General features: G+C 60.3%; 20 protein-coding genes. 5 read left to right on the top strand and 15 right to left on the bottom strand.

What is annotated here, in order from left to right:
* Position 1: 1 nt before the first annotated feature.
* The 10 genes from CXK91_RS18555 to rpmH all read right to left on the bottom strand — a co-directional run bounded on the left by CXK91_RS18555 (position 2) and on the right by rpmH (position 9,139).
* Positions 2-346: a Na+/H+ antiporter subunit E gene (locus CXK91_RS18555; RefSeq protein ID WP_103457542.1), complete on the bottom strand. Its 345-nt coding sequence runs from the start codon at positions 344-346 to the stop codon at positions 2-4.
* Entirely contained in the window at positions 343-1,863 is a 1,521-nt protein-coding gene (locus CXK91_RS18560; protein ID WP_103457543.1) for a Na+/H+ antiporter subunit D, read from the bottom strand. Before CXK91_RS18560 ends, CXK91_RS18555 begins: the two co-directional genes overlap by 4 nt.
* On the bottom strand, positions 1,860-2,243 hold the full coding sequence (locus tag CXK91_RS18565; RefSeq protein ID WP_103457544.1) for an NADH-quinone oxidoreductase subunit K: 384 nt from the start codon (positions 2,241-2,243) through the stop codon (positions 1,860-1,862). The genes CXK91_RS18560 and CXK91_RS18565 overlap by 4 nt, the downstream gene beginning before the upstream one ends.
* A gap of 1 nt (position 2,244) precedes the next feature.
* On the bottom strand, positions 2,245-2,646 hold the full coding sequence (locus CXK91_RS18570) for an MnhB domain-containing protein (RefSeq protein ID WP_103457545.1): 402 nt from the start codon (positions 2,644-2,646) through the stop codon (positions 2,245-2,247).
* On the bottom strand, positions 2,643-4,955 hold the full coding sequence (gene mbhE, locus CXK91_RS18575) for a hydrogen gas-evolving membrane-bound hydrogenase subunit E (RefSeq protein ID WP_103457546.1): 2,313 nt from the start codon (positions 4,953-4,955) through the stop codon (positions 2,643-2,645). The genes CXK91_RS18570 and mbhE overlap by 4 nt, the downstream gene beginning before the upstream one ends.
* A gap of 285 nt (positions 4,956-5,240) precedes the next feature.
* Positions 5,241-6,608, bottom strand: coding sequence for a tRNA uridine-5-carboxymethylaminomethyl(34) synthesis GTPase MnmE (gene mnmE, locus CXK91_RS18580; RefSeq protein WP_103457547.1), 1,368 nt, complete (start codon positions 6,606-6,608; stop codon positions 5,241-5,243).
* Between the two features lie 72 nt (positions 6,609-6,680).
* A complete protein-coding gene (yidC, locus tag CXK91_RS18585; RefSeq protein WP_103457548.1) occupies positions 6,681-8,354 on the bottom strand; it encodes a membrane protein insertase YidC in 1,674 nt (557 codons plus the stop codon).
* A 2-nt stretch (positions 8,355-8,356) separates the two neighbouring features.
* Positions 8,357-8,602 (bottom strand): membrane protein insertion efficiency factor YidD, encoded by a 246-nt coding sequence (yidD, locus tag CXK91_RS18590; RefSeq protein ID WP_103457549.1) that lies wholly within the window; start codon positions 8,600-8,602, stop codon positions 8,357-8,359.
* Positions 8,595-8,990 (bottom strand): ribonuclease P protein component, encoded by a 396-nt coding sequence (rnpA, locus tag CXK91_RS18595; RefSeq protein ID WP_103457550.1) that lies wholly within the window; start codon positions 8,988-8,990, stop codon positions 8,595-8,597. The genes yidD and rnpA overlap by 8 nt, the downstream gene beginning before the upstream one ends.
* A 14-nt stretch (positions 8,991-9,004) precedes the next feature.
* Positions 9,005-9,139 (bottom strand): 50S ribosomal protein L34, encoded by a 135-nt coding sequence (gene rpmH, locus CXK91_RS18600; protein ID WP_003284870.1) that lies wholly within the window; start codon positions 9,137-9,139, stop codon positions 9,005-9,007.
* A 514-nt stretch (positions 9,140-9,653) separates the two neighbouring features.
* Here rpmH and dnaA point away from each other — a divergent pair.
* The 5 genes from dnaA (at position 9,654) to ahpF (ending at position 17,558) form a co-directional block, all read left to right on the top strand.
* Complete coding sequence (gene dnaA, locus CXK91_RS18605) at positions 9,654-11,117, top strand: chromosomal replication initiator protein DnaA (protein WP_103457551.1); 1,464 nt, start codon at positions 9,654-9,656, stop codon at positions 11,115-11,117.
* A gap of 33 nt (positions 11,118-11,150) precedes the next feature.
* Positions 11,151-12,254: a DNA polymerase III subunit beta gene (gene dnaN / locus CXK91_RS18610; protein ID WP_103457552.1), complete on the top strand. Its 1,104-nt coding sequence runs from the start codon at positions 11,151-11,153 to the stop codon at positions 12,252-12,254.
* A gap of 9 nt (positions 12,255-12,263) precedes the next feature.
* Positions 12,264-13,376 (top strand): DNA replication/repair protein RecF, encoded by a 1,113-nt coding sequence (recF, locus tag CXK91_RS18615; protein ID WP_103457553.1) that lies wholly within the window; start codon positions 12,264-12,266, stop codon positions 13,374-13,376.
* The gene (gene gyrB, locus CXK91_RS18620; protein WP_103457554.1) at positions 13,373-15,787 is read left to right on the top strand and encodes a DNA topoisomerase (ATP-hydrolyzing) subunit B; all 2,415 of its coding nucleotides are present in this window, start codon (positions 13,373-13,375) and stop codon (positions 15,785-15,787) included. The genes recF and gyrB overlap by 4 nt, the downstream gene beginning before the upstream one ends.
* 208 nt (positions 15,788-15,995) lie before the next feature.
* Entirely contained in the window at positions 15,996-17,558 is a 1,563-nt protein-coding gene (gene ahpF / locus CXK91_RS18625) for an alkyl hydroperoxide reductase subunit F (protein ID WP_103457555.1), read from the top strand.
* Between the two features lie 75 nt (positions 17,559-17,633).
* Here the strand turns inward: ahpF and CXK91_RS18630 are convergent, their stop codons facing one another.
* Genes CXK91_RS18630 through glyQ form a run of 5 tightly spaced genes read right to left on the bottom strand, consistent with a single transcriptional unit; the run spans position 17,634 to position 23,351 of the window.
* Positions 17,634-19,004 (bottom strand): diguanylate cyclase, encoded by a 1,371-nt coding sequence (locus CXK91_RS18630; protein WP_103457556.1) that lies wholly within the window; start codon positions 19,002-19,004, stop codon positions 17,634-17,636.
* Positions 19,005-19,059: 55 nt separating this feature from the next.
* Positions 19,060-19,809, bottom strand: coding sequence for a lysophospholipid acyltransferase family protein (locus CXK91_RS18635; protein ID WP_103457557.1), 750 nt, complete (start codon positions 19,807-19,809; stop codon positions 19,060-19,062).
* Positions 19,806-20,348, bottom strand: coding sequence for a D-glycero-beta-D-manno-heptose 1,7-bisphosphate 7-phosphatase (gene gmhB / locus CXK91_RS18640; RefSeq protein WP_103457558.1), 543 nt, complete (start codon positions 20,346-20,348; stop codon positions 19,806-19,808). Before gmhB ends, CXK91_RS18635 begins: the two co-directional genes overlap by 4 nt.
* 4 nt (positions 20,349-20,352) lie before the next feature.
* Entirely contained in the window at positions 20,353-22,407 is a 2,055-nt protein-coding gene (glyS, locus tag CXK91_RS18645) for a glycine--tRNA ligase subunit beta (RefSeq protein ID WP_103457559.1), read from the bottom strand.
* Positions 22,404-23,351 carry a glycine--tRNA ligase subunit alpha gene (glyQ, locus tag CXK91_RS18650; protein ID WP_103457560.1) on the bottom strand — a complete coding sequence of 316 codons (948 nt, stop codon included), beginning with the start codon at positions 23,349-23,351 and terminating at the stop codon, positions 22,404-22,406. Before glyQ ends, glyS begins: the two co-directional genes overlap by 4 nt.
* Between the last annotated feature and the right edge of the window lie 80 nt (positions 23,352-23,431).

A 23,431-nucleotide genomic window follows, 5' to 3' on the forward strand; every position in this document is an offset into this window, starting at 1 on the left:
CTCACCACCTCTCGATGCGCGCGATACGGCGTTCGAATACATGGCGGATCGACGCGATGATCTGCTCTGGCGCCCTACCGTCCAGCGCGTGAACGTAAAGAAGACGACGATCGGCGCTGGCATGCAGCGCGCAGTTGCCGGGCGTCAGCGAGACCAGACTGGCCAGTACCGCAACGCCCAAGTCGGTACGCAACTCGATCGGCACGGCGATGATCGAGCTTTGCATGTTGGGGCTGCGTGCGAAGGCTGCACGGGCCACTACAACGGAGGAGACGATTAGCTCGTAAAGATAGATGCCAAGCAGTTCGATCACATCGCGCACTCGGCGCAGCAGGCCTGTCTTCATGGGAGAGCCTCTTGGATCGGATTGGGCGGCAATACCGCCGAAAGGTATGCGCTGGGGTCCAGCAGCGCGGCGGCCGCGGTCTGAGAAAACAGGATCAGTGCTTGCGGCATGAGGCCGATTGCCAGGGTGAGCGCACCAAGCGACGCGATCGCCAGCAACATCGGCAGCGGTACCCGGCGTGCCTCGGCGCGGGGCAATACCGGCTTTTTCCAGAAGGCTTCCATCCAGATCTTGGTCATCGAATAGAGGGTCAACAGGCCGACGAACAGTGCCAGGCCCGCCAGCCAGTGTTCGCCCTCGCGGAAGCTGGCGTCGATGACCAGGAACTTCGCCCAGAAACCGGACAAGGGTGGAAGCCCGGCCAGTGACAGCGCCGGAATCAGAAACAGCGCCGCCAGCAGAGGATTGCGGTACATCAAACCGCCGCTCTTGCGCAGGTCGAAGGTGCCTGAAGCTCTGTGGATGGCCCCAGCGAGGAGAAACAGATTCGCCTTCACGATGATGTGGTGAATGATGTAGAAGATCGCGCCGGCCAGCGCCGCCTGGGTGGAAATCGCCAGGCCGAGCAGCATGTAACCGATCTGGCTGACGATGTGGAACGAAAGGATCCGCCGAACATCCCACTGAACCGCCGCGCCGAATACTCCGAACAGCATGGTGCCAGCGGCCAACACCGCGACGATTTCGCGAATGCCGCTGTCTTCAACGCTGAAGATCAGGGTGAAGACCCGGAAGCAGGCATACACGCCGACTTTGGTAAGCAGGCCAGCGAAAATTGCCGAGACGGTGATTGATGCCGTGTGATACGACGCGGGCAGCCAGAAAAAAAGTGGGAAATAACCGGCCTTGATACCGAAGCCGCAGAGCAGCAGCAGTGCCGAAAGGGTCAGATTGATCGACGGCTCAGTCTCGGGCAGTACTCTTGCGAGGTCCGCCATGTTCAGCGTTCCAGTTGCCCCGTAGAGCAGCGCTACCCCGGTCAGAAAGAGTAAGGTGGAGAACAGATTAAGCACCGCATAGCGGATCGTTGCATCGAGCCGCGCACGGTTGCGACCGATCGACAGCAAGCCCATTGCGGTGATCAGCATCACCTCGAACCAGACATACAGGTTGAAGATGTCGCCGGTGAGAAAGGCGCCGTTGACACCGGCCAGCATGCCCAGCAGCAACGGGTAAAAGCCCGCCTGTTCCTCGCGGCGACGGATGTCGGCCATACCAAACGTCATTACTGCCGCGGCGAGGATGCCGGTGATCGCCACCATCGCTGCGGCCAGTGGATCAGCGACGAAGACCACACCGAAGGGAGCCTCCCACCCGCCAAAGCGGATGGCTAGCACGCCCTGCTGGTAAACCGCAGCAAGAAGCAGCACCGAGGCGACCAGTAGCAAAGTTATGCACAGACCGGTTACAAAGCGCTGGGCGCGACGTTGTTTCCACAGGCAAGTCGCCAGGCCGGCGCCGAGAATCGGCAGCAGAACCGGCCAGAGGGGCGCATGAAGGGTAAAGAATCCGCTCACGGACGATCCTTAGTTGCGTGGAACGGCGAACCCAAGCGCTCGGCTGCGCCGATTTGGCGCGTATCGACGCTGCCGAAGCTGCGATAAGTCTGCAAAGCCAGCGCAGCAAAAAAAGCGGTCAGCGAAAATCCGATGACGATTGCAGTGAGTACCAGGGCCTGGGGTAACGGATTGGCGGCGTCGGTCTGCAAGCTGGTCTCTCCGGCGCGGATCACCGCCGGTACGTTCGAGACAATCCGACCCGACAGGAATATCACCAGGTTAATCGCCGCTGACAGCATCGTTACGCCCAGGAGGATCCGTACGATGTGTCGCGACAGGATCAGGTAGAGGCTGCAACCGGCGATCACGGCAATGGCAAATGCGAAGAGCAGATACATGTCAGAGGCCCTCGTAGAAACGCAGGATCAGGGAAAGGATGCCGCCCAACACCACCAGGTAGACGCCGATATCGAACAGCAACGTCGTGCCGATGTGAAAGCTGCCGAGGATCGCCCACTGGTGGGCCAGGAAAGAATCATCCAGCCACAGGCCAGGCAACCCGCCGAGCAGAGCGGCGAGGATGCCAAATCCGATTACCGTCATTGGCTCGAAGCGCAATGTAGCGCGTGCGACTTCTACACCCCGAGCCAGTGCCAGCGTGGCGAACCCAGCCGCTGCGATCAGTCCGCCGACGAAACCGCCGCCGGGCTCGTTGTGCCCGCGGTAGAGCACGTACAACGAAACGATCAGCATCAGTCCGAAGAGAATCCGCGAGAAGGCGGCAAAGATGAGTGAGTTCATGGAGCGCTCCTCCTGCGCGACGCCGCGCCTCTCAGAAGCCCCCACACGCTCATCGCGGCGAAGGCAACCACTATGACCTCGCCAAGGGTATCGATGGCCCGGAAGTCCACCAGCACCACGTTGACCACATTGCGGCCGTGGGCCTCCAGATAGCTGGTCGCGGCATAGAAATCAGAGATCCGTCCGTCCAGCGGCAATGCCACCGTGGCGGCCAGTGCAATGAATATGACTAGGGCAAAACCTACAGAGAGCAGGATATCCAGGCGTTTTTCCCGTGGTTGGCGGGTCGAGGCTGCGCGCTCCGGGATGCGCAGCAGCAGTGCTACCAGAATCAGCACCATCAGCACCTCAACCGAGAACTGGGTGAGCGCCACGTCTGGTGCTCCGTTGAGCAGGAAAATAAGTGCCGAGCCAAAACCCACCACGCCGACCGCGATCATCGCGCGCAGCAGTGAGGGGGTACGGGTGGCAGCGAAGGCGCCTAGGCACATCAGCAGCAAGACGATGACCGAGGGTAGGTCGAAACGTCCGCCAGTCAGGGTGAACACCGGGCGGGTACCGCTGGCCAGTACGCCGTAGCCGATAATCAACAGCACCGCCGCAGCGACGGTGGACGTGTAGCGATGCTGGTCTCCGTTCTGCAAGAACCTCGTGCAGCGCTCAGCCAGCCGCAGGGTGCCGGCAAACAGCGCATTGAAGCCGAAATCGCCGAGCACCCGCGCCAGCGCTTTCTTCAGCGACAGCGCGTAGTGAATGCGGTGCCAGTAGGCGATCAGCCCGCCGGCAAATGCGACCACGGTGGCGCTCAGTGCGAGCATCGGCGTGAAACCATGCCAAAGCGAAAAGGACAGGTCCACGGTATGCCCGACCAGCACATCGTTGGCCGGCTGTATCAGCCCGCGCACGAGGAAATCCGGGGCCAGGCCGAATAGGAAGCCCAGACCGCCCAGAACCAGCGGCCCAAGGTACAGGCCCAGCGTCTCCGGATGCTTCACCTCGCTGCGGGTCTTGCCGAGGTAGTAGGGACGGATTGCCGCGACCCCGGCGATTGCCGCAAATACCGCGTTGACGAGCACCGCCACGGCCACCACGACCCAACCCGAAGACGCATTGAGCTGGCTCTCGAACAGGTATTCCTTGGTGATGAAGCCCAATGTCGGCGGCAATCCGGCCATCGAGATCGCTGCCATTCCGGCTGCCAGCGTTGTCATCGGCAGGCGTCTGGCAAGCCCGCCGATCTTGCTCAGGCGCCCCTCGCCTACTGCATGGATGGTGGTACCGGCGCAGAAGAACAGCGCCGCCTTGTACAGCGCATGGGCAATGATGAAGGCGATCAGCGCGGTGACCGAATAATCGCCGTCCAGCCCTATCAGCATCACCAGCACCCCCAGTGAACCCACCGTGGAATGCGCCAGGACTTCCTTGAACCCATCGGTGGACAGCGCCCGAACCGCCGCCACCAACATGGTCAGACTACCGACGATGACCAGGGTTGAGCCGAAAGCCGGGATGCCCTCGAATATGAGGTCGAAGCGGGCCAGCAGGTACACGCCCAACTTGACCATGGTTGCCGAATGCAGGTACGCCGATGCCGGAGCCGGAGCCTCCATTGCCTGCGGCAGCCAGAAATGAAAAGGCAGCTGTGCGGATTTGGTGAAGGCTCCGAGCATGATCAGGATCATCGCTGGCACCGCCAGAGGGCTGGCCAGCAGCTCAGGTGCACGCTGCGCAACCTCGGACAGCGAAAAAGTGCCCAGCGCGATGCCGATCAGCAAGATGCCGCCGAACAAAGCCAATCCGCCGCCGCCGGTCACAATCAGCGATTGCAGGGCGGCCTTGCGCGCTTGAGCGCGGTGGGAGTTGAAGCCGATCAGCAAGAACGACAACAGGCTGGTCGCCTCCCAGAACACGAACATCACAATGAGGTTATCCGATAGGACGGTTCCCAGCATTGCGGTCATGAACAGCAGTATCAGGGTCAGAAAGCGCGCGCCCTCTTCCCTTGGTGAATGCGAGAAATAAGCGCCTGCGTAGATCGTCACCAGCGTGCCTATGCCGGTAATCAGAAGGACGAACAGCAGTGCAAAGCCGTCGAGACGAAAGCTCAGCGAAATGCCCAGCGCCGGTACCCACTCCAGCGTTTCGATGATGACCCCGGTTTCCGGGAGGCTGGCGCCCTTCGCCAGAAAGAACACGAATAGCCCGGCGGGCAATAGCGAAGCCACCCAACCCCCATGGGGAAAGGTACGGCCTACGATGAACCTGGCGAGGATCGCGCCCAGGAATGAAATAAGCACTGCAGCAAGCACTGCGCCATCCTTCTGTAGTGGATTGCTGGAAACGGCTGAACTGTTAGCGTCTGGTTTGATATCAAAAGTAGTTCAAAAGATGCGCCAACGGCTGTTACCAGCTATGTCAGCTACTGCTGGCGGCCAGGTTGCAAAGGCCTGGCGGACGCCGGCAAGGAAGGGGATAAATACGAGTCGAGTTCGGCGAGATCGCCGTATGCAGCGGGTTTCAGCGGACGGGGCTAGTCGGGAGGAAAGCGTTCGGGTGTCCGTCCGGACAGAGCAGTCCGGACGGCAGCGCAATTGTTACTTGCCTATGCAAAAGCTCGAGAAAATGCGCCCGAGCAGATCGTCCGAGCTGAACGCCCCAGTAATTTCACCAAGCGCCTGTTGAGCCAGGCGCAGGTCTTCCGCTAGCAGCTCACCTGCTCCGGCTAGGGTCAACTGTGCATGTCCGTGCTGCAGGTATTGATCAGCCAGGCGCAGCGCATCCAGATGACGACGACGAGCGCTAAAGCTGCTTTCGGCTGTCTGCTCGTAACCCATGCACTGCTTGAGGTGCTCACGCAGCAAGTCGACACCTTCACCCGAACGCGCGCAAAGGCTGAGCGTTACCTGCCCATCGGCAGCAACCCGCAGTGCAACGGCCTCTCCGCTGAGATCCGCTTTGTTGCGGATCAGGGTCACCCTACCGGGTTCCGGGCTGAAATCGAGAAATTCTGGCCAGAGTGCCGAAGGGTCGCTAGCTTCCGGCGAACTGGCGTCGACCATCAGCAGGATTCGATCAGCTTCGCCGATTGCGCTCAGGGCGCGCTGCACGCCTATGCGCTCGACCTGATCTTCGGTGTCGCGCAGACCGGCAGTATCGACCACATGCAGCGGCATGCCATCGATAAGAATGTGTTCGCGCAGTACATCACGTGTGGTTCCGGCGATATCCGTAACGATGGCCGCTTCACGACCAGCCAGAGCATTGAGCAAACTGGACTTGCCCGCGTTGGGGCGGCCGGCGATCACCACCGTCATGCCATCACGCAGCAGCGCGCCCTGACTGGCCCCGCGCAGGACTGTGGATAACTCAGCACGGACGTCTTGCAACTGCGCCAGAACGTGTCCATCGGCAAGGAAGTCGATTTCCTCTTCGGGAAAATCGATAGCCGCTTCGACATAGATACGCAGTTGAATCAGCTTCTCGGTCAACTGATGCACGTGCCGGGAAAACTCACCCTGCAATGATCGCACTGCGTTGCGCGCAGCCTGGGCGGAACTGGCTTCGATTAGATCGGCGATGGCTTCGGCTTGAGCCAGGTCGAGCTTGTCATTGAGGAAAGCCCGCTCGCTGAATTCGCCCGGCCGTGCCAAACGAACGCCCAGCTCGACGCAACGCTGCAGCAGCATGTCCAATACCACTGGGCCGCCATGCCCTTGAAGCTCAAGCACATCCTCGCCGGTAAACGAGTGGGGGCCGGGGAAGAACAGCAGCAGACCTTCATCGATCACCTCACCATCATCGGCGTGAAACGCGCAGTAATGGGCGTGGCGTGGCGTCGGCTCGCGACCAGTCAAGGTAATTGCGATGGCCCTGGCGCGTGGGCCCGAAACGCGAACGATACCTACGCCTCCACGTCCGGGAGCGGTGGCGACGGCGGCAATGGTGTCCCCAGTTGGGCTCATGGGGCCTCCTGTCTGGTTGGCAGATAGCAAAACGCCCCAATCAAGGGGCGTTCTGTATTGGCGTTGGAGGCGTCAGGCTAGCTTCGCCGCGGCCTCAATCTTGCGGGTAATGTACCACTGCTGAGCGATGGACAGGACGTTGTTGACGACCCAGTACAGCACCAGACCAGCCGGGAACCACAAGAAGAAGAAGGTGAAGATGATCGGCAACAGCTTCATCACCCGCGCCTGCATGGGATCCGGCGGCGTCGGGTTCAACTGCTGCTGGATGAACATGGTTATGCCCATGATGATCGGCAGGATGAAGAACGGATCCTTGATCGACAGATCGGTTATCCAGAACATCCACGGCGCCTGGCGCATCTCAACGCTTTCCAGAAGCACCCAGTACAGCGCCAGGAACACTGGCATCTGAACCAGGATCGGCAGACAGCCGCCCAACGGATTGATCTTCTCCTTCTTGTACAGCTCCATCATCGCCTGGGACATCTTCTGGCGATCATCCCCGAACTGTTCCTTCAACGCCTGCATCTTCGGCGAGACGGCGCGCATGCGCGCCATGGACCGGTAGCTGGCTGCCGAAAGTGGGAAGAAAGCCAGCTTGATGACGATGGTCAGAACGATGATCGACCAACCCCAGTTGCCGAGCAGCGCATGAATGTTCCCCAGCAGCCAGAAGATCGGCTGGGCAATAAACCAGAGAATGCCGTAGTCGACCGTCAGACGCAGACCTGGCGACAGTTCTTCCAGCTTGTCCTGACTTTTCGGACCGGCATAGAGCGTGGCGCCGGTTTCGCCTTGACCACCGGCTGGCACAGTGACTGCCGGGCCGGTGAAGCCGATGATGTAGTTGCCCTGGCTATCCTTACGGGTTTGCACCTGATTGGTGTCACCAGCCTGGGGGACCCAGGCAGTGACGAAATAGTGCTGCAGCCAGGCGATCCAGCCGCCCTGTACGGTCTCGCGCACATTCTTGTCATCCATGTCGCCCATGGAGACTTTGCGATACGGCTCATCCTTGGTCCACAACGCAGCACCGAGGTAGGTTGCGGTGCCGGTGGCGGTGCTCGATGAAGGATCGCCGCTCTTGTCACGTTTGAGTTGACCGAACAGGTATCCGGTCCACGGTTGCTCGCTCTGATTATCGATCAGGTAATTCACCTTCAGCGCGTAGTTGCCACGCTCGAGGGTGAAACGCTTGATGTAGTTGACGCCGTCGGCACTGTAAGTCAGGTCGACGACCACCTGATCCTGCCCCTCGGGCAGCTGGTACTCGGTCTTCTCGCTGCTGTACTGAGGACGACCGCTGGCCTTGTCCGGACCGTCGCCGATCAGGCCGCTTTGCGCCTCATAGGTACGCTCGCTGCTACGTTCGAATAGCTGAAACGGCACATCTGGGCGGTCCTGACGGCGGGGATACTGTGGCAGACGCAGCTCGACGATGTCGCCACCACGAGGATCGATGGCCAGATCAAGCACGTCACTGCGCACGCGTATCAGCTGGCTGCTCGGCGCCGTGGTGGACGGCACTGCACTGGCCTGCTGCTGCCCGGCTACTGCCGGCACATCCTCGACATTGGCGTCGCTAGTGGTGCTAGGGGCATCCGGCAGGGTCGGAACGCCAGGCTGGCTTTGTGCTGTTTCGGTGGGCAGGGCTGCCTGACCGTAGTCCTGATTCCATTGAAGAACCATCAGGTAGGCAACGACTGCTAGTGCTACGAGCAGTATCGAGCGTTTGATATCCATGGTTACTCGGCCATCGGAGATGAATTGGAAGTGTTTTGGGAAGGCACGGGGTCATAGCCACCGGGATTCCAAGGGTGGCAGCGCCCCAGCCTGCGCAGACTCAGCCAGCCGCCACGCAACAGGCCATGGGTTTCGATGGCCTCGAGTGCGTAGCAAGAGCAGCTTGGATAGAAACGACAGTGACTAGCCATCATTGGGCTGATGGCGTACTGGTAGACCTTGATCGAAGCAACGGCCAATTTACGCATGGGTGCTGTTGGCTGCTCCAGGTTCGACGGCGGTCTTGGATGGGCTGCGAGACAGTCGTTTCCAGAGCTTGGCAAATTGCTTTGCCAGTTCCGGGTTGTCCAGATCAGCCAATCCCTTGCGGGCGATGATCACGATGTCCCAGCCCGTCAGTTCCAGCTGGTGATGGCGGAAGGTCTCGCGTATCTGCCGCTTGATGCGGTTGCGTTCGACCGAAAGCTTGACGCTTTTCTTACCGATTACCAGCCCGAGACGGGGGTGTTGCAGATCGTTCTCACGTGCCAACAGCAAGACATTCCTGCCAGGCACCTTACCGGAAGGGGAGTCGAAGACTGCCTTGAATTGGCTGGGAGTAAGCAGTCGCTTTTCCCGACCGAAGCCCCGACTCACTACCTGTTCCGATGTCAGACGGTCAGACGCTTACGGCCTTTGGCACGGCGACGCGAAATGACTTGGCGGCCGTTCTTGGTAGCCATACGGGCACGAAAGCCATGGGTACGAGCGCGCTTGATGGTGCTGGGTTGGAAAGTGCGTTTCATGGTGCGTTTACCTGGTGATCCATTGCGGGCCGGAATGGCCCCCTTTTAAGAGACCGGCGATTGTAGAGAAGCTACCGGGCCAGGTCAATTTCCAACCAACCTCATCTGCTTGAAATAAATATAAGGAAAAGAAATATAAGCTCTTAAGATGTAATGCTTATGTATGTAGGCGCTATTTTCTGTGGATAAACCTCTAGGCGCCCCTGACACCAAGGCATTCAGAGAAGCTAAGGTCGGTGAGCAAACGGTGCTCTCACGGTGCAAAGCATCTGCGCAACCTGGGGATTAAATGCATAGATATCCACAGGCAAGGTTGACTAACGCTTGTTCACAGGCTTTCCCACCGGGCTTAAAGGCGCTTATCAACAGGGCTCAGTAGACGGGATTCGTGTCTAACATGAACTTTTTCGCGCAATGAGTTAGCCGCGGCGTAGGTCGGGTTGTTGTGGATAACCGCTGGATGCCCGGCTACAATGCCCGCCGTCTTACCTCGACAGAGTCGATAGGAGTTTCCGTGTCGGTGGAACTTTGGCAGCAGTGTGTTGAGCTTTTGCGCGATGAACTGCCTGCTCAGCAATTCAACACATGGATTCGTCCGCTTCAGGTGGAAGCCAACGGTGATGAACTGCGCGTCTATGCGCCTAATCGGTTCGTGCTCGACTGGGTCAATGAAAAGTATCTGTCGCGCTTGTTGGAGCTGCTGTCCGAGCGCTCCTCCGGGCATGCCCCCGCGCTTTCCCTGCTTATAGGTAGTAAGCGGACCTCTGCAGCCGCGCTGCCTTCTGCCGCTGCAGCCGCTCGCGCTCAGCCACAATCGCAGCCCGCCGCCAGTGCTCCTGCTCCCGCTCAGTCGACGCAGCAGCAAGCCGCGCGTTTCGAGCCATTGTCTGCGGACACCAGCGAGCCGGTCCAGCCACGGGTGGAGCGCAATGTGCAGGTTGAGGGTGGCCTCAAGCACACCAGCTATCTGAACCGCACCTTTACCTTTGAGAATTTTGTCGAAGGTAAGTCCAACCAGCTAGCGCGCGCGGCAGCCTGGCAGGTGGCCGATAACCCCAAGCATGGCTATAACCCGCTCTTCCTTTACGGAGGGGTCGGTCTCGGTAAGACTCACCTGATGCATGCAGTGGGTAATCACCTGCTGAAGAAGAATCCGAACGCCAAAGTGGTTTACCTGCACTCCGAGCGTTTCGTAGCCGACATGGTCAAGGCGCTGCAGCTCAACGCCATCAATGAGTTCAAGCGCTTCTATCGTTCCGTTGACGCGCTGCTAATCGACGATATCCAGTTTTTCGCCAAGAAAGAGCGGTCGCAGGAGGAGTTCTTCCACACCTTTAACGCGCTGCTCGAAGGTGGACAGCAGGTCATTCTCACCAGTGACCGTTATCCCAAGGAAATCGACGGGCTCGAAGAACGGCTGAAGTCGCGTTTTGGCTGGGGACTTACGGTCGCGGTCGAACCCCCCGAGCTGGAAACCCGTGTCGCGATTCTGATGAAGAAGGCCGATCAAGCTAAGGTGGACCTTCCCCACGACGCGGCGTTCTTCATTGCTCAGCGCATCCGGTCCAACGTTCGTGAGCTCGAAGGCGCTCTGAAGCGAGTGATTGCCCATGCGCACTTCATGGGACGTGACATCACTATTGAGTTGATTCGCGAATCGCTGAAGGATCTGCTGGCGTTGCAGGATAAGCTCGTGAGCGTTGACAATATCCAGCGCACTGTTGCCGAGTACTACAAGATCAAGATTTCTGATCTGCTTTCGAAACGGCGTTCGCGTTCCGTCGCTCGCCCACGACAAGTAGCGATGGCGCTGTCGAAGGAGCTGACTAACCACAGCCTGCCGGAAATTGGCGACGCGTTCGGAGGTCGGGATCACACCACGGTTTTGCATGCGTGTCGTAAGATCGCCGAACTGCGGGAAATAGACGCGGATATCCGCGAAGATTACAAGAATTTGCTGCGAACTTTGACAACCTGAGTGCGACCTAATCTATAGGCAAGGGACCAGACCATGCATTTCTCCATTCAGCGCGAAGCCCTGTTGAAACCCCTGCAGCTGGTTGCTGGCGTCGTCGAGCGCCGTCAGACCTTGCCGGTGCTTTCCAACGTACTTCTAGTGGTTCAGGAACAGCAGCTTTCGCTGACCGGTACTGATCTTGAGGTCGAGCTGGTCGGCCGCGTTGCGCTCGAAGACGCGGCCGAGCCAGGTGAGATCACCGTACCGGCGCGCAAGCTGATGGATATCTGCAAAAGCTTGCCGAGCGACGCTCTGATCAATATCCGTCTGGATGATCAGAAGGTGATAATCAAGTCCGGGCGTAGCCGCTTCACACTGTCCACTCTGCCGGCCAACGACTTTCCTACCGTGGAGGAAGGCCCGGGCTCGCTGTCCTTCAGCGTTCCCCAGGGGAAACTGCGTAAGTTGATTGAGCGCAGTAGTTTCGCAATGGCGCAGCAGGACGTCCGCTATTACCTCAACGGCATGCTCATCGAGGTGTCCAGCGGCATGTTGCGCGCGGTAGCCACCGACGGTCATCGCCTTGCGATGTGCTCGATGCAGGCTGGCATCGAGCAACCTGATCGTCATCAGGTCATCGTGCCCCGCAAGGGTATTCTGGAGCTCGCACGCCTGCTTAACGATCAGGATGCGGAAGTCAGCATCGTCCTTGGCCAGCATCATATTCGTGCTAACACCGGGGAATTCACCTTTACCTCCAAGCTGGTCGACGGCAAATTTCCTGACTACGAGCGCGTTCTGCCGCGTGGTGGAGACAAGCTAGTGGTCGGTGATCGACAGTTGTTGCGCGAGGCCTTTAGCCGCACGGCGATTTTGTCGAACGAGAAATACCGTGGTATTCGACTGCAGCTGGAAAGTGGTTTGCTAAAGATTCAAGCCAACAACCCTGAGCAGGAAGAGGCTGAAGAGGAAGTCGCGGTCGACTATAACGGCGGCTCGCTGGAAATTGGCTTCAACGTCAGCTATCTACTTGATGTGCTTGGAGTAATGACTACCGATCAAGTGCGTCTAATTCTGTCCGATGCGAACAGCAGCGCATTGGTCCAGGAGTTCGATAACGACGATTCTGCGTACGTCGTGATGCCGATGCGTCTGTAAACCAGCTTAATGTCCCTCAGCCGTCTCTCCGTCACCGGGGTCCGCAATCTGCACCCGGTGGCGATGTCTCCCTCCCCCCGTATCAACATTCTCTTTGGCGACAATGGCAGCGGAAAGACCAGCCTGCTGGAAGCCATTCACTTGCTGGGGCTCGCTCGCTCATTTCGCAGCGTTCGCTTGAATCCCGTGATCACATACGAACAATCAGCTTGCACGGTGTTTGGTCAGGTCCAGCTGCCTGATCAGCACAGCCGTGCGCTTGGCGTTTCGCGTGATCGAAGCGGTGAGGTGAAAATTCGAATCGACGGGAAAAGTGTCAGATCGGCTGCGGAGCTCGCTGACACGTTGCCTTTGCAGCTTATAAATCCCGATAGCTTTCGCCTGCTCGAGGGTGCACCAAAGCTCAGAAGACAGTTTCTCGACTGGGGTGTGTTCCACGTGGAACGTCGTTTTTTGCCTGCCTGGCAGCGCCTCCAGCAGGCCCTCAGGCAACGGAACTCCTGGCTGCGGCATGGTACACTGGACGGCGCTTCGGACGCAGCCTGGAGCCGTGAGCTGACGCTGGCCAGCGACGAGATTGATGGTTATCGCAGAGCCTATATTCAAGCACTCAAGCCAGTGTTCGAGACGACGCTACAAGCGCTTGTCGATTTGGATGGGTTGAAGCTGAGTTACTACCGAGGGTGGGATAAAGATAGGCCCTTGGCTGAGGTACTCGCATCATCCCTGGAGCGCGACAGGTCGCTGGGGCACACCCAGTCTGGTCCTCAGCGTGCTGATTTGCGGCTCAAAGTTGGACACCATAATGCGGCCGAGGTGTTGTCTCGTGGCCAGCAGAAGTTGGTGGTGTGTGCATTGCGTATAGCTCAAGGCCATTTGGTTAGCGAGGCCAAGCGTGGGCAGTGCATTTATCTGGTCGACGATCTGCCATCCGAGTTGGATGCGCAGCACCGACTAGCGTTGTGCAAGTTGCTTGAGCAACTGAACTGTCAGGTGTTTATCACCTGCGTTGATTCAACCGTTTTGCAAGAAGGCTGGTGTGAGCAAACGCCAGTCTCAATGTTTCACGTGGAACATGGGCAAATCACCCATGTCCACGGCCCCTCGGGAGTGAAGGCATGAGCGAAAACCATACGTACGATTCGTCGAGCATCAAGGTTCTTAAAGGTCTCGATGCAGTACGCAAGCGCCCCGGCATGTATATCGGCGATACCGATGACGGCACCGGTCTGCACCACATGGTCTTCGAGGTCGTCGACAACTCGATCGACGAAGCGCTGGCTGGCCACTGTAGTGACATTTCCATCACCATTCATACCGATGAGTCCATCAGCGTTCGCGACAATGGCCGCGGCATTCCGGTGGATATTCATGAGGAGGGCGTTTCTGCAGCCGAGGTCATCATGACCGTGTTGCACGCCGGCGGTAAGTTTGATGACAATTCCTACAAGGTATCCGGTGGTCTGCACGGCGTAGGTGTTTCGGTGGTCAACGCATTGTCTGAAGAGCTGATGCTGACCATTCGCCGCGAAGGCAAGGTCTGGGAACAGCTTTATCGTCATGGCGTGCCACAGGCACCCCTCTCCCCGGTCGGTGAAACCGATACTTCGGGCACGCAGATCCATTTCAAGCCTTCGGCCCAGACCTTCCAGAATATCCACTTCAGCTGGGACATCCTGGCCAAGCGCTTGCGCGAACTGTCATTCCTGAACTCCGGCGTCGGTATCGTGCTGCGCGACGAGCGCACCGCGAAGGAAGAGTTGTTCAAATATGAGGGCGGCCTCAGTGCCTTCGTTGCTTATCTGAACACCAACAAGACACCGGTCAACCAGGTGTTTCACTTCGATATGCAGCGAGAAGATGGCGTTGGTGTTGAGGTGGCGTTGCAGTGGAACGACAGCTTCAATGAGAACATTCTCTGTTTCACCAACAACATTCCGCAGCGCGACGGCGGCACCCATTTGGCTGGCTTCCGTTCGGCGCTGACGCGCAACCTGAATTCCTACATAGAGCAGGAAGGTCTGGCCAAGAAGCACAAGATCGCCACCACCGGCGACGACGCCCGCGAAGGTCTGACCGCGATCATTTCGGTGAAAGTTCCGGATCCCAAGTTCAGCTCGCAGACCAAGGACAAGCTGGTCTCCTCCGAGGTAAAAACCGCGGTTGAACAGGAAATGGGCAAGCACTTCTCCGATTTCCTTCTGGAAAATCCGGGTGAAGCCAGGGCAGTGGTCGGCAAGATGATCGACGCTGCACGGGCTCGTGAGGCTGCTCGCAAGGCTCGGGAAATGACCCGTCGCAAGGGCGCTCTGGATATCGCCGGCCTGCCTGGAAAGCTTGCTGACTGCCAGGAGAAAGATCCCGCGCTTTCCGAACTCTACATAGTGGAGGGTGATTCCGCAGGCGGATCGGCCAAGCAGGGCCGTAACCGCAAGACCCAGGCTATCCTGCCGCTCAAGGGCAAGATCCTCAACGTCGAAAAAGCACGTTTCGACAAGATGATCTCCTCGCAAGAAGTAGGCACTCTGATTACCGCTCTGGGCTGTGGTATCGGCCGCGATGAGTACAACATCGACAAGCTGCGTTACCACAACATCATCATCATGACCGACGCCGACGTCGACGGTTCGCACATCCGGACTCTGTTGCTGACCTTCTTCTTCCGCCAGCTGCCTGAACTGATCGAGCGCGGTTACGTGTATATCGCTCAGCCGCCGCTATATAAGGTCAAACGCGGTAAGCAGGAGCAGTACATCAAGGACGATGAGGCGATGGAGGAATACCTCACTCAGTCGGCTCTGGAAGACGCCAGCCTGCACGTTAACGAACACGCCCCGGGGCTCTCTGGTGGAGCGCTGGAAAAGCTGGTCAACGATTACCGTACGGTGATGAAGACTTTGCAGCGCCTGTCGCGCCTTTACCCGCTGGAGCTGACCGAACACTTCATCTACTTGCCGCGTGTACCGGTAGAACAATTGGCCGATCACTCTGCGATGCAGGCTTGGCTCGATCAGTACAGCGCGCAGCTCAAGGTCGGTGAGCGCTCCGGTCTGATCTACAACGTCAGCCTGCGTGAAGATAAGGAACGCCATCTGTGGCTGCCTGAGGTGGAAATCAGCTCCCACGGTCTGGCTAGCTACATTACGTTCAACCGTGATTTCTTCGGCAGCAACGATTACCGAACCGTAACGGCTCTGGGTGAGAAGCTGAATAGCCTGCTCGAAGAGGGTGCCTATGTTCAGCGGGGCGAGCGCAAGAAGCAGGTATCAACCTTCAAGCAAGCGCTTGAGTGGTTGATGACCGAGGGCACCCGCCGCCATAGCGTGCAGCGATACAAGGGGTTGGGTGAAATGAACCCGGATCAGCTGTGGGAGACCACGATGGACCCGAACGTGCGACGCATGCTCAAGGTTACTATCGAGGACGCGATAGGTGCGGATCAGATCTTCAATACGCTGATGGGTGACGCCGTCGAGCCGCGCCGCGACTTCATTGAGACAAACGCGTTGGCTGTGTCGAACCTGGACTTCTGATTGCCGCCTGTACCCCTTGGTGATCAGAACCAAAAACAAAACCCCGGCCCGAAGGTCGGGGTTTTGTTTTTCAGGAATAGGCAAAGTGAATCGTGGCGACTGGTTTAATCAATTTCGGATGCAGCCCTGCTCGGCGTATGGTTACTCCATCAAGTTACTCACCTTAATGCGTTTAAGCGCCAAACCTATTTGATGGGGTAAATGACTCATGTTGGACACCAATCTCAAAACCCAGTTGAAAGCCTACCTGGAGAAGGTCACCCAGCCCTTCGAGATCGTCGCGTCCCTCGATGACGGCGAGAAATCCCAGGAGATGCTGAGCCTGCTGCAGGACATTGCCAGCCTCAGCGACAAGATCACCCTGAAGACTGACGGCGGCGACGCGCGCAAACCTTCGTTCTCGCTCAACCGCATCGGCGGCAACATCAGCCTGCGCTTTGCCGGTATCCCCATGGGCCACGAATTCACCTCGCTGGTGCTGGCCCTGCTGCAGGTCGGTGGCCACCCGTCGAAGACCGCCCCCGAGGTAATCGAGCAGATCAAGGCCCTCGACGGCGACTACTGCTTCGAAACCTACTTCTCGCTGTCGTGCCAGAACTGCCCGGACGTGGTCCAGGCACTGAACCTGATGGCCGTGCTCAACCCGAACATCAAGCACGTCGCCATCGACGGCGCGCTGTTCCAGGATGAAGTCGAAGCACGCCAGATAATGTCGGTGCCGAGCATCTACCTCAATGGCGAACTGTTCACCCAGGGCCGCATGAGCGAAGAAGAGATCCTCGCCAAGCTTGATACCGGCTCCAGCGCCCGTGATGCCGAGAAGCTCAAGGCCAAGGACGCCTTCGACGTGCTGGTGGTCGGCGGTGGTCCCGCTGGCGCCGCAGCGGCCATCTACGCCGCGCGCAAGGGCATCCGCACCGGTGTCGCAGCCGAGCGCTTCGGCGGTCAGGTGCTGGACACCATGGCCATCGAGAACTTCATCTCGGTGAAGGAAACCGAAGGTCCGAAGCTGGCCCGTGCGCTGGAAGAACACGTGCGTGAATACGACGTCGACATCATGAACCTGCAGCGCGCCAGCCAGCTGATCCCGGCCGGCGAAGATGGTCTGCACCGCGTGCAGTTCGAGAACGGCGGCGAGCTCAAGGCCAAGACCCTGATCCTCGCCACCGGCGCCCGCTGGCGCGAAATGAACGTGCCCGGCGAGCAGGAATACCGCGGTCGTGGCGTCGCCTACTGCCCGCACTGCGACGGCCCGCTGTTCAAGGGCAAGCGCGTGGCGGTGATCGGCGGTGGTAACTCCGGTGTGGAAGCGGCCATCGACCTGGCCGGCATCGTCGCCCACGTGACCCTGCTGGAATTCGGCGAAGAGCTGCGGGCCGACGCCGTGCTGCAGCGCAAGCTCAACAGCCTGCCCAACGTCCGCGTGCTGAAGATGGCGCAGACCACCGAGGTCAAGGGCGACGGCCAGAAGGTCACTGGTCTGGTCTACAAGGACCGCACCAACGACGAGGTGCACAACGTCGAGCTGGAAGGCATCTTCGTGCAGATCGGCCTGCTGCCCAACAGCGAATGGCTCAAGGGCACCCTGGAGCTGTCGCGTTTCGGTGAGATCATCGTCGATGCCAAGGGCCAGACCAGCATCCCCGGCGTGTTCGCTGCTGGTGACGTGACCACGGTGCCGTACAAGCAGATCGTGATCGCCGTGGGTGAAGGCGCCAAGGCCTCGCTGAGCGCTTTCGATCACCTGATTCGGTCATCCGCGCCAGCCTGATCAGGGCGCTAAAAAAGAAAAGGGGAGCAACCGCGAGGTGCTCCCCTTTTTCTTTGTCGCGACAGCGTGTTCCGATCAGACCTGATGCAGCACGCAGCGATTGCGCCCTTCGTGCTTTGCCTGATACAGCGCCTGATCGGCCTGTTGCAGCAGACGTTCGTAATCCGGGTGCCCGTCGTGCACAGCCATGCCGATACTGACCGTGACCTGCAGAACTGCCCCACTGGACAGGCGGAATTGTTCACGGGCGATACGCTCGCGCAGCTTCTCTGCCGCAGCAAACGCCTTGGTGGTATCAATGTCCACCAGCACCAGAAGAAACTCCTCGCCGCCTAAGCGAAAGGCATAGTCGCCCCCGCGGGTATTGCTGGCCAGCAGTGCGCCAACCTGCTGCAACACCTGGTCACCGCCGTCATGTCCATGGGTGTCGTTGATGCGTTTGAAGTGGTCGACATCAATGGCAAGTACACCGAAGGTGTTATTCGACTGACGCGCGTAGAGCACCTCCTTGGCCATCACCACCGGTAGGAATTTGCGGTTGAGCAGTCGGGTCAGAACATCGCGACCAGCTTCCAGATCGTTGGCCTGTTCGAACAGACTGTCGAGCAGGAACTTGATCGAGCGGGTCTGCTCGCGGATCTGATGCAGCTTCGCCAGCCGCCCGCTGGCATCCTGCAGTGCCGCGATGAATTTGAGCTCCTGATCGATGCCGTCGATGTAATCAAGGATGCTTGCGCTCTCCGGCGAGCCTTGAAAAGCGTGGGATGCCTTGTGGCGGAACCACAGACCGAACTCGGAGCCCGCCAGCTGTGGCAGAGTGCCGGTCAGGTTGCCGATAGCCAGGTCGAACATCAGTTGGTTCTCCCAATCCAGCAGCGCGGCACGCTGACGTTCCTTTTCGACACCAATGTTCTGAGAGACCGAGAACAGCCGGTAGGCTTCCTCCGCGCGGGAATTGCGGTCGTGCGACTGGGAATAGGCGAAGCAGATGATCTCCACGGCCAGGTCGATCAGATCGGCGCCCATGCGTGCCGCCTTGCGCCGCACCGGCTCGTCGAGATCCCTGAGTTCAAGCAGCTGACGCAGGCGCCCCTTGAGCGATCGAGCCCCGCGCAACACCAGACTTACCGGAATCTCGATACGCGCATGCACGTCGCCGACCTTGCGTTGCAGGTCGACTACCGCGTCGAGGTCGCTGCGGGATGTCGAGCAACAGACCGTGACAATCCACTTCTGCATGGATTTGCCGAGGCGGTTTTTCACCTGATCGTGGGACAAAAAACTGGCCGAGTGCGGATCGGCGAGCATCTGTGAATAGAAATGCTCGGCTAACTCAGCGCTTTTCTGTTCGGCAACGGACTGCAGCGCGGCAGCTGCTTCGGCAGGATAGCCGTCCAGCAGGCGCAGCCATTCGGCGACCAGCTGATGGTTGGGTATGTGCTGCATAGGGAGGGGACTCGCAAAGATGGGCGGACGTCCCTGCCCTGCCCCGGCATGTTGATCAGAGGGTCGGACGACCCTGTGCTTCGAGTTGGGCGACCTGGGTGTTGATCCAGTCTTCGGCGCGTTGATTGAGTTCTGCAATGGCCCGTGGACTTTCGCTATCAGCGAACATGGCTGGGCCAATGACTACCTGGATGGTGCCCGGCCGCTTACCCCAGCCTGCTTTTGGCCAGAACATGCCAGCGTTGTGGGCAATGGGCAGCACCGGTAGCCCGGCGTTGACCGCCAACGCTGCACCACTGCGTGAGAACTTGCCCTGCTCGCCAACCGGCACGCGCGTGCCTTCCGGGAAGATCAGCACCCAGGCGCCCTGCTCCAGCCGCTCGTGGCCCTGCTTGGCGACCTGGCGCAGCGCTGCCTTGGGATTGTCGCGATCGATGGCGATGGGCTTGAGCAGCATGATCGCCCAGCCGAAGAACGGCACCCGCAGCAACTCGCGCTTGAGCACCTGGGTCAGGGGCTCGAAGTAGGCCGAGAGGAAGAAGGTTTCCCAAGTGCTCTGGTGCTTGGCCAGGATCACGCAGGGACGCGCCGGGACATTCTCCGCGCCGTGAACCTCGTAGCGCAGGCCGATCAGTGCCTTGGCCAGCCAGACGGCGCAGCGGCACCAGTTCTGCACCACGAAGCGATAGCGCGTGCGAAACGCCATGAACGGTGCACAGACCAGGCTGACCAGGCACCAGGCGAACGCGGTGAAGGCCAGCAGGAAATAGAACAGGACGATGCGCAGGGGTAGCAGCAGGCTCATCGAGACGTCTCGAGTAGATGGTTGGCAACGGCAGCGAGGTCGTCGAAGACCTGCGTACCCGGCGGCAAGGTCCCTTCCAGGGTGCGCAACCCCTTGCCGGTCCTGACCAGGTAGGGAACGCCACCGAGCAGCAGGCCGGCATGCAGGTCGCGATGACTGTCGCCGACCACTGGCACCCCCTTGAGATCCGCCAGGCCGAAATGCTCGGCGATGGTGCGGAACAGTCCAGCTTTGGGCTTGCGGCATTCGCAGCCATCGTCCGGGCCGTGCGGGCAGTGCACGATCAGGTCGATACGCCCGCCCTGCTCCATCGCCAGTTGCTGCATCTTGAAATGCATGTCGCCGAGGGTGCTCAGATCGAACTTGCCGCGTGCGACACCGGACTGGTTGGTGGCCACCGCCACCGTCCAGCCGGCCTTGCACAGGCGGGCGATGGCTTCCAGCGAGCCGGGAATGGGGATCCACTCCTCCGGCGACTTCACGTACTCGTCGGAGTCCTCGTTGATCACGCCATCGCGGTCCAGCACGATCAGCTTCACGGGCTTAGCCAAGTGCGGAAATATCGGCAACGCCAAGGAACAGTCCTCTCAGCCGGGCCAGCAGGGCGTAGCGGTTGGCGCGTACCGAAGCATCTTCGGCATTCACCAGCACCGCTTCGAAGAAGGCATCCACCGGGCCACGCAGGTGCGCCAGGCGTTCCAGCGCTTCGCGATACTGGCGCGCCGCGGCCAGCGGTTGTACCGCCTGTTCGGCTTGCTGGATCGCCGAGTACAGCGAGAACTCGGTGGCATTGTCGAACCAGCGCGGCTCGACCGCTTCCGGCAGCTTCGCATCGAACTTGCTCAGCAGGTTGGAGACGCGCTTGTTCGCCGCGGCCAGTGCCTCGGCTTCCGGCAGTGTGCGGAACGCCTGCACCGCCTGCACGCGCTGGTCGAAGTCCAGCGCCGAAGCGGGCTGCACGGCACGCACCGAGAGGTAGGCGGCGACGTCGACGCCCTCGTCCTCGTAGCGCGCCCGCAGGCGATCGAAGATGAATTCCAGCACCTGATCGGCGAGTCCGGCCGTCTTGACCTGCGTACCGAACTGGCCGATGGCGAAGTTCACCGCCTCGACCAGATTTAGATCCAGTTGCTTCTCGATGAGGATGCGCAGCACCCCGAGTGCGGCACGGCGCAGGGCGTAGGGGTCCTTGCTGCCGGTGGGCAGCATGCCGATGCCGAAGATGCCGACCAGGGTGTCGAGCTTGTCCGCCACCGCCACGGCCGCACCGGTGAGGGTACTCGGCAGCTCGCCGCCGGCGCCGCGCGGCATGTACTGCTCGTTCAGCGCCAGCGCCACATCCTCTGGCTCGCCATCGTTGAGCGCGTAGTAGTAGCCGGCGATGCCCTGCATTTCCGGGAACTCGCCAACCATCTCGGTGGCCAGGTCGCACTTGCACAGCAGGCCGGCGCGCGCGGCGCGCTGCGCGTCGCCACCGGTGCGTTCGGCGATCAGCCCGGCCAGGCGCGACACCCGTTCGGCCTTGTCGAATACGGTGCCGAGCTGGGCCTGGAAGACCACGTTCTTCAGGCGCTCGTTGAAGCTGTCGAGCTTCTGCTTCTTGTCCTGCTTGAAGAAGAACTCGGCGTCGGTCAGGCGCGGGCGCACCACCTTCTCGTTGCCGGCGACGATCTGTGCCGGGTCCTTGGACTCGATGTTGGCCACGGTGATGAAGCGCGGCAGCAGCTTGCCGTTGGCATCCAGCAGGCAGAAGTACTTCTGGTTGTCCTGCATGGTGGTGATCAGTGCTTCCTGCGGCACCTCGAGGAAGCGTTCCTCGAAGGAGCAGACCAGCGGCACCGGCCACTCGACCAGCGCGGTCACCTCATCGAGCAGCGCCGGCGGCACGATGGCCGTGCCGTTCTGCTCGCTGGCCAGCTGCTCGACGCGCCGGGCGATCAGCTCGCGGCGCTCGGCGAAGTCGGCGATCACATAAGCGCTGCGCAGATCCTCCAGGTAGCTGGAGGGCTTGGAAATGCGCACCTGGCCCGGGCTGTGGAAACGGTGGCCGCGGGATTCGCGACCGGCACGCTGGGCGAGGATCTCGCAGTCGATCACCTGCTCACCGAAGAGCATCACCAGCCACTGGGTCGGACGCACGAACTCTTCCTTGCGCGCGGCCCAGCGCATGCGCTTGGGGATCGGCAGGTCGTTCAGCGAGGCCTCGACGATGCCCGGCAGCAACTGGGCGGCGGGCTGGCCTTCGATGGTACGGCTGAACTTCAGTTTCGGGCCGCTGCGATCGATCTCGGCCAGATCCACCCCACACTTGCGGGCGAAGCCCAGGGCGGCCTGGGTCGGCTCGCCTTCGGCGTCGAAGGCGGCCTGCATCGGCGGGCCGTCGAGGTTGATGCTGCGATCGGGCTGCTGGGTCGCCAGCTGCTCGACCAGCACCGCCAGGCGGCGCGGCGCGGCGTAGGCCTGCGCCTTGGCGAAGCCCAGGCCGGCATCCTTCAGGCCCTTCTCGATACCGGCGCAGAAGGCTTCGGCCAGTTTGCCCAGCGCCTTGGGTGGCAGCTCTTCGGTACCCAGTTCGACGAGGAAATCCAGTGCACTCATTCTGCAGCCTCCAGCTTGGCCAGCACTTCGTCACGCAGTTCGGGGGTGGCCATCGGGAAGCCGAGGCGGGCGCGGGCCAGCAGGTAGCTCTGGGCGATCGAGCGCGCCAGGCTGCGCACGCGCAGGATGTACTGCTGGCGCGCGGTGACCGAGATGGCGCGGCGGGCATCGAGCAGGTTGAAGGTGTGCGAGGCCTTGACCACCATTTCGTAGGCCGGCAGCGGCAGCTCGGCGGCCATCAGGCGGTTGGCTTCGCTCTCATAGAAATCGAAGAGTTCGAACAGCTTCGGTACGTTGGCGTGCTCGAAGTTGTAGGTCGACTGCTCCACCTCGTTCTGGTGGAACACGTCGCCGTAGGTCACGGTGCCGAACGGGCCGTCGGCCCAGATCAGGTCGTACACCGAGTCGACGCCCTGCAGGTACATGGCCAGGCGCTCGAGACCGTAGGTGATCTCGCCGGTGACCGGGTAGCACTCGACGCCGCCGACCTGCTGGAAGTAGGTGAACTGGGTGACTTCCATGCCGTTGAGCCAGACTTCCCAGCCCAGACCCCAGGCGCCGAGGGTCGGCGATTCCCAGTTGTCCTCGACGAAGCGCACGTCGTGCACCGAGGTGTCGACGCCAATGCGGCGCAGCGACTCCAGGTACAGATCCTGGATGTTGTCCGGGTTGGGCTTGAGGACCACCTGGAACTGGTAGTAATGCTGCAGGCGGTTGGGGTTCTCGCCATAGCGGCCGTCGGCCGGGCGGCGCGAGGGCTGGACGTAGGCGGCGTTCCAGGTCTCGGGACCGATGGCGCGCAGGAAGGTGGCGGTGTGGAAGGTACCGGCGCCCATTTCCATGTCATAGGGCTGCAGGACCACGCAGCCCTGCTCGGCCCAGTAGCTTTGCAGGGCGAGGATCAGGTCTTGGAAGGTGCGCACGGCAGGCGTAGTCTGGCTCAAAATTTCACCTGTGCTGGGCTTCGACAGAAAGCCTCGAAGTATACCCCCCGCACGGCTGCGGTTGCGATGCTTTCGGGCCC

Source organism: Stutzerimonas stutzeri, from assembly GCF_002909485.1.
In the GTDB taxonomy this organism is placed as follows: Bacteria; Pseudomonadota; Gammaproteobacteria; order Pseudomonadales; family Pseudomonadaceae; genus Stutzerimonas; species Stutzerimonas stutzeri_AH.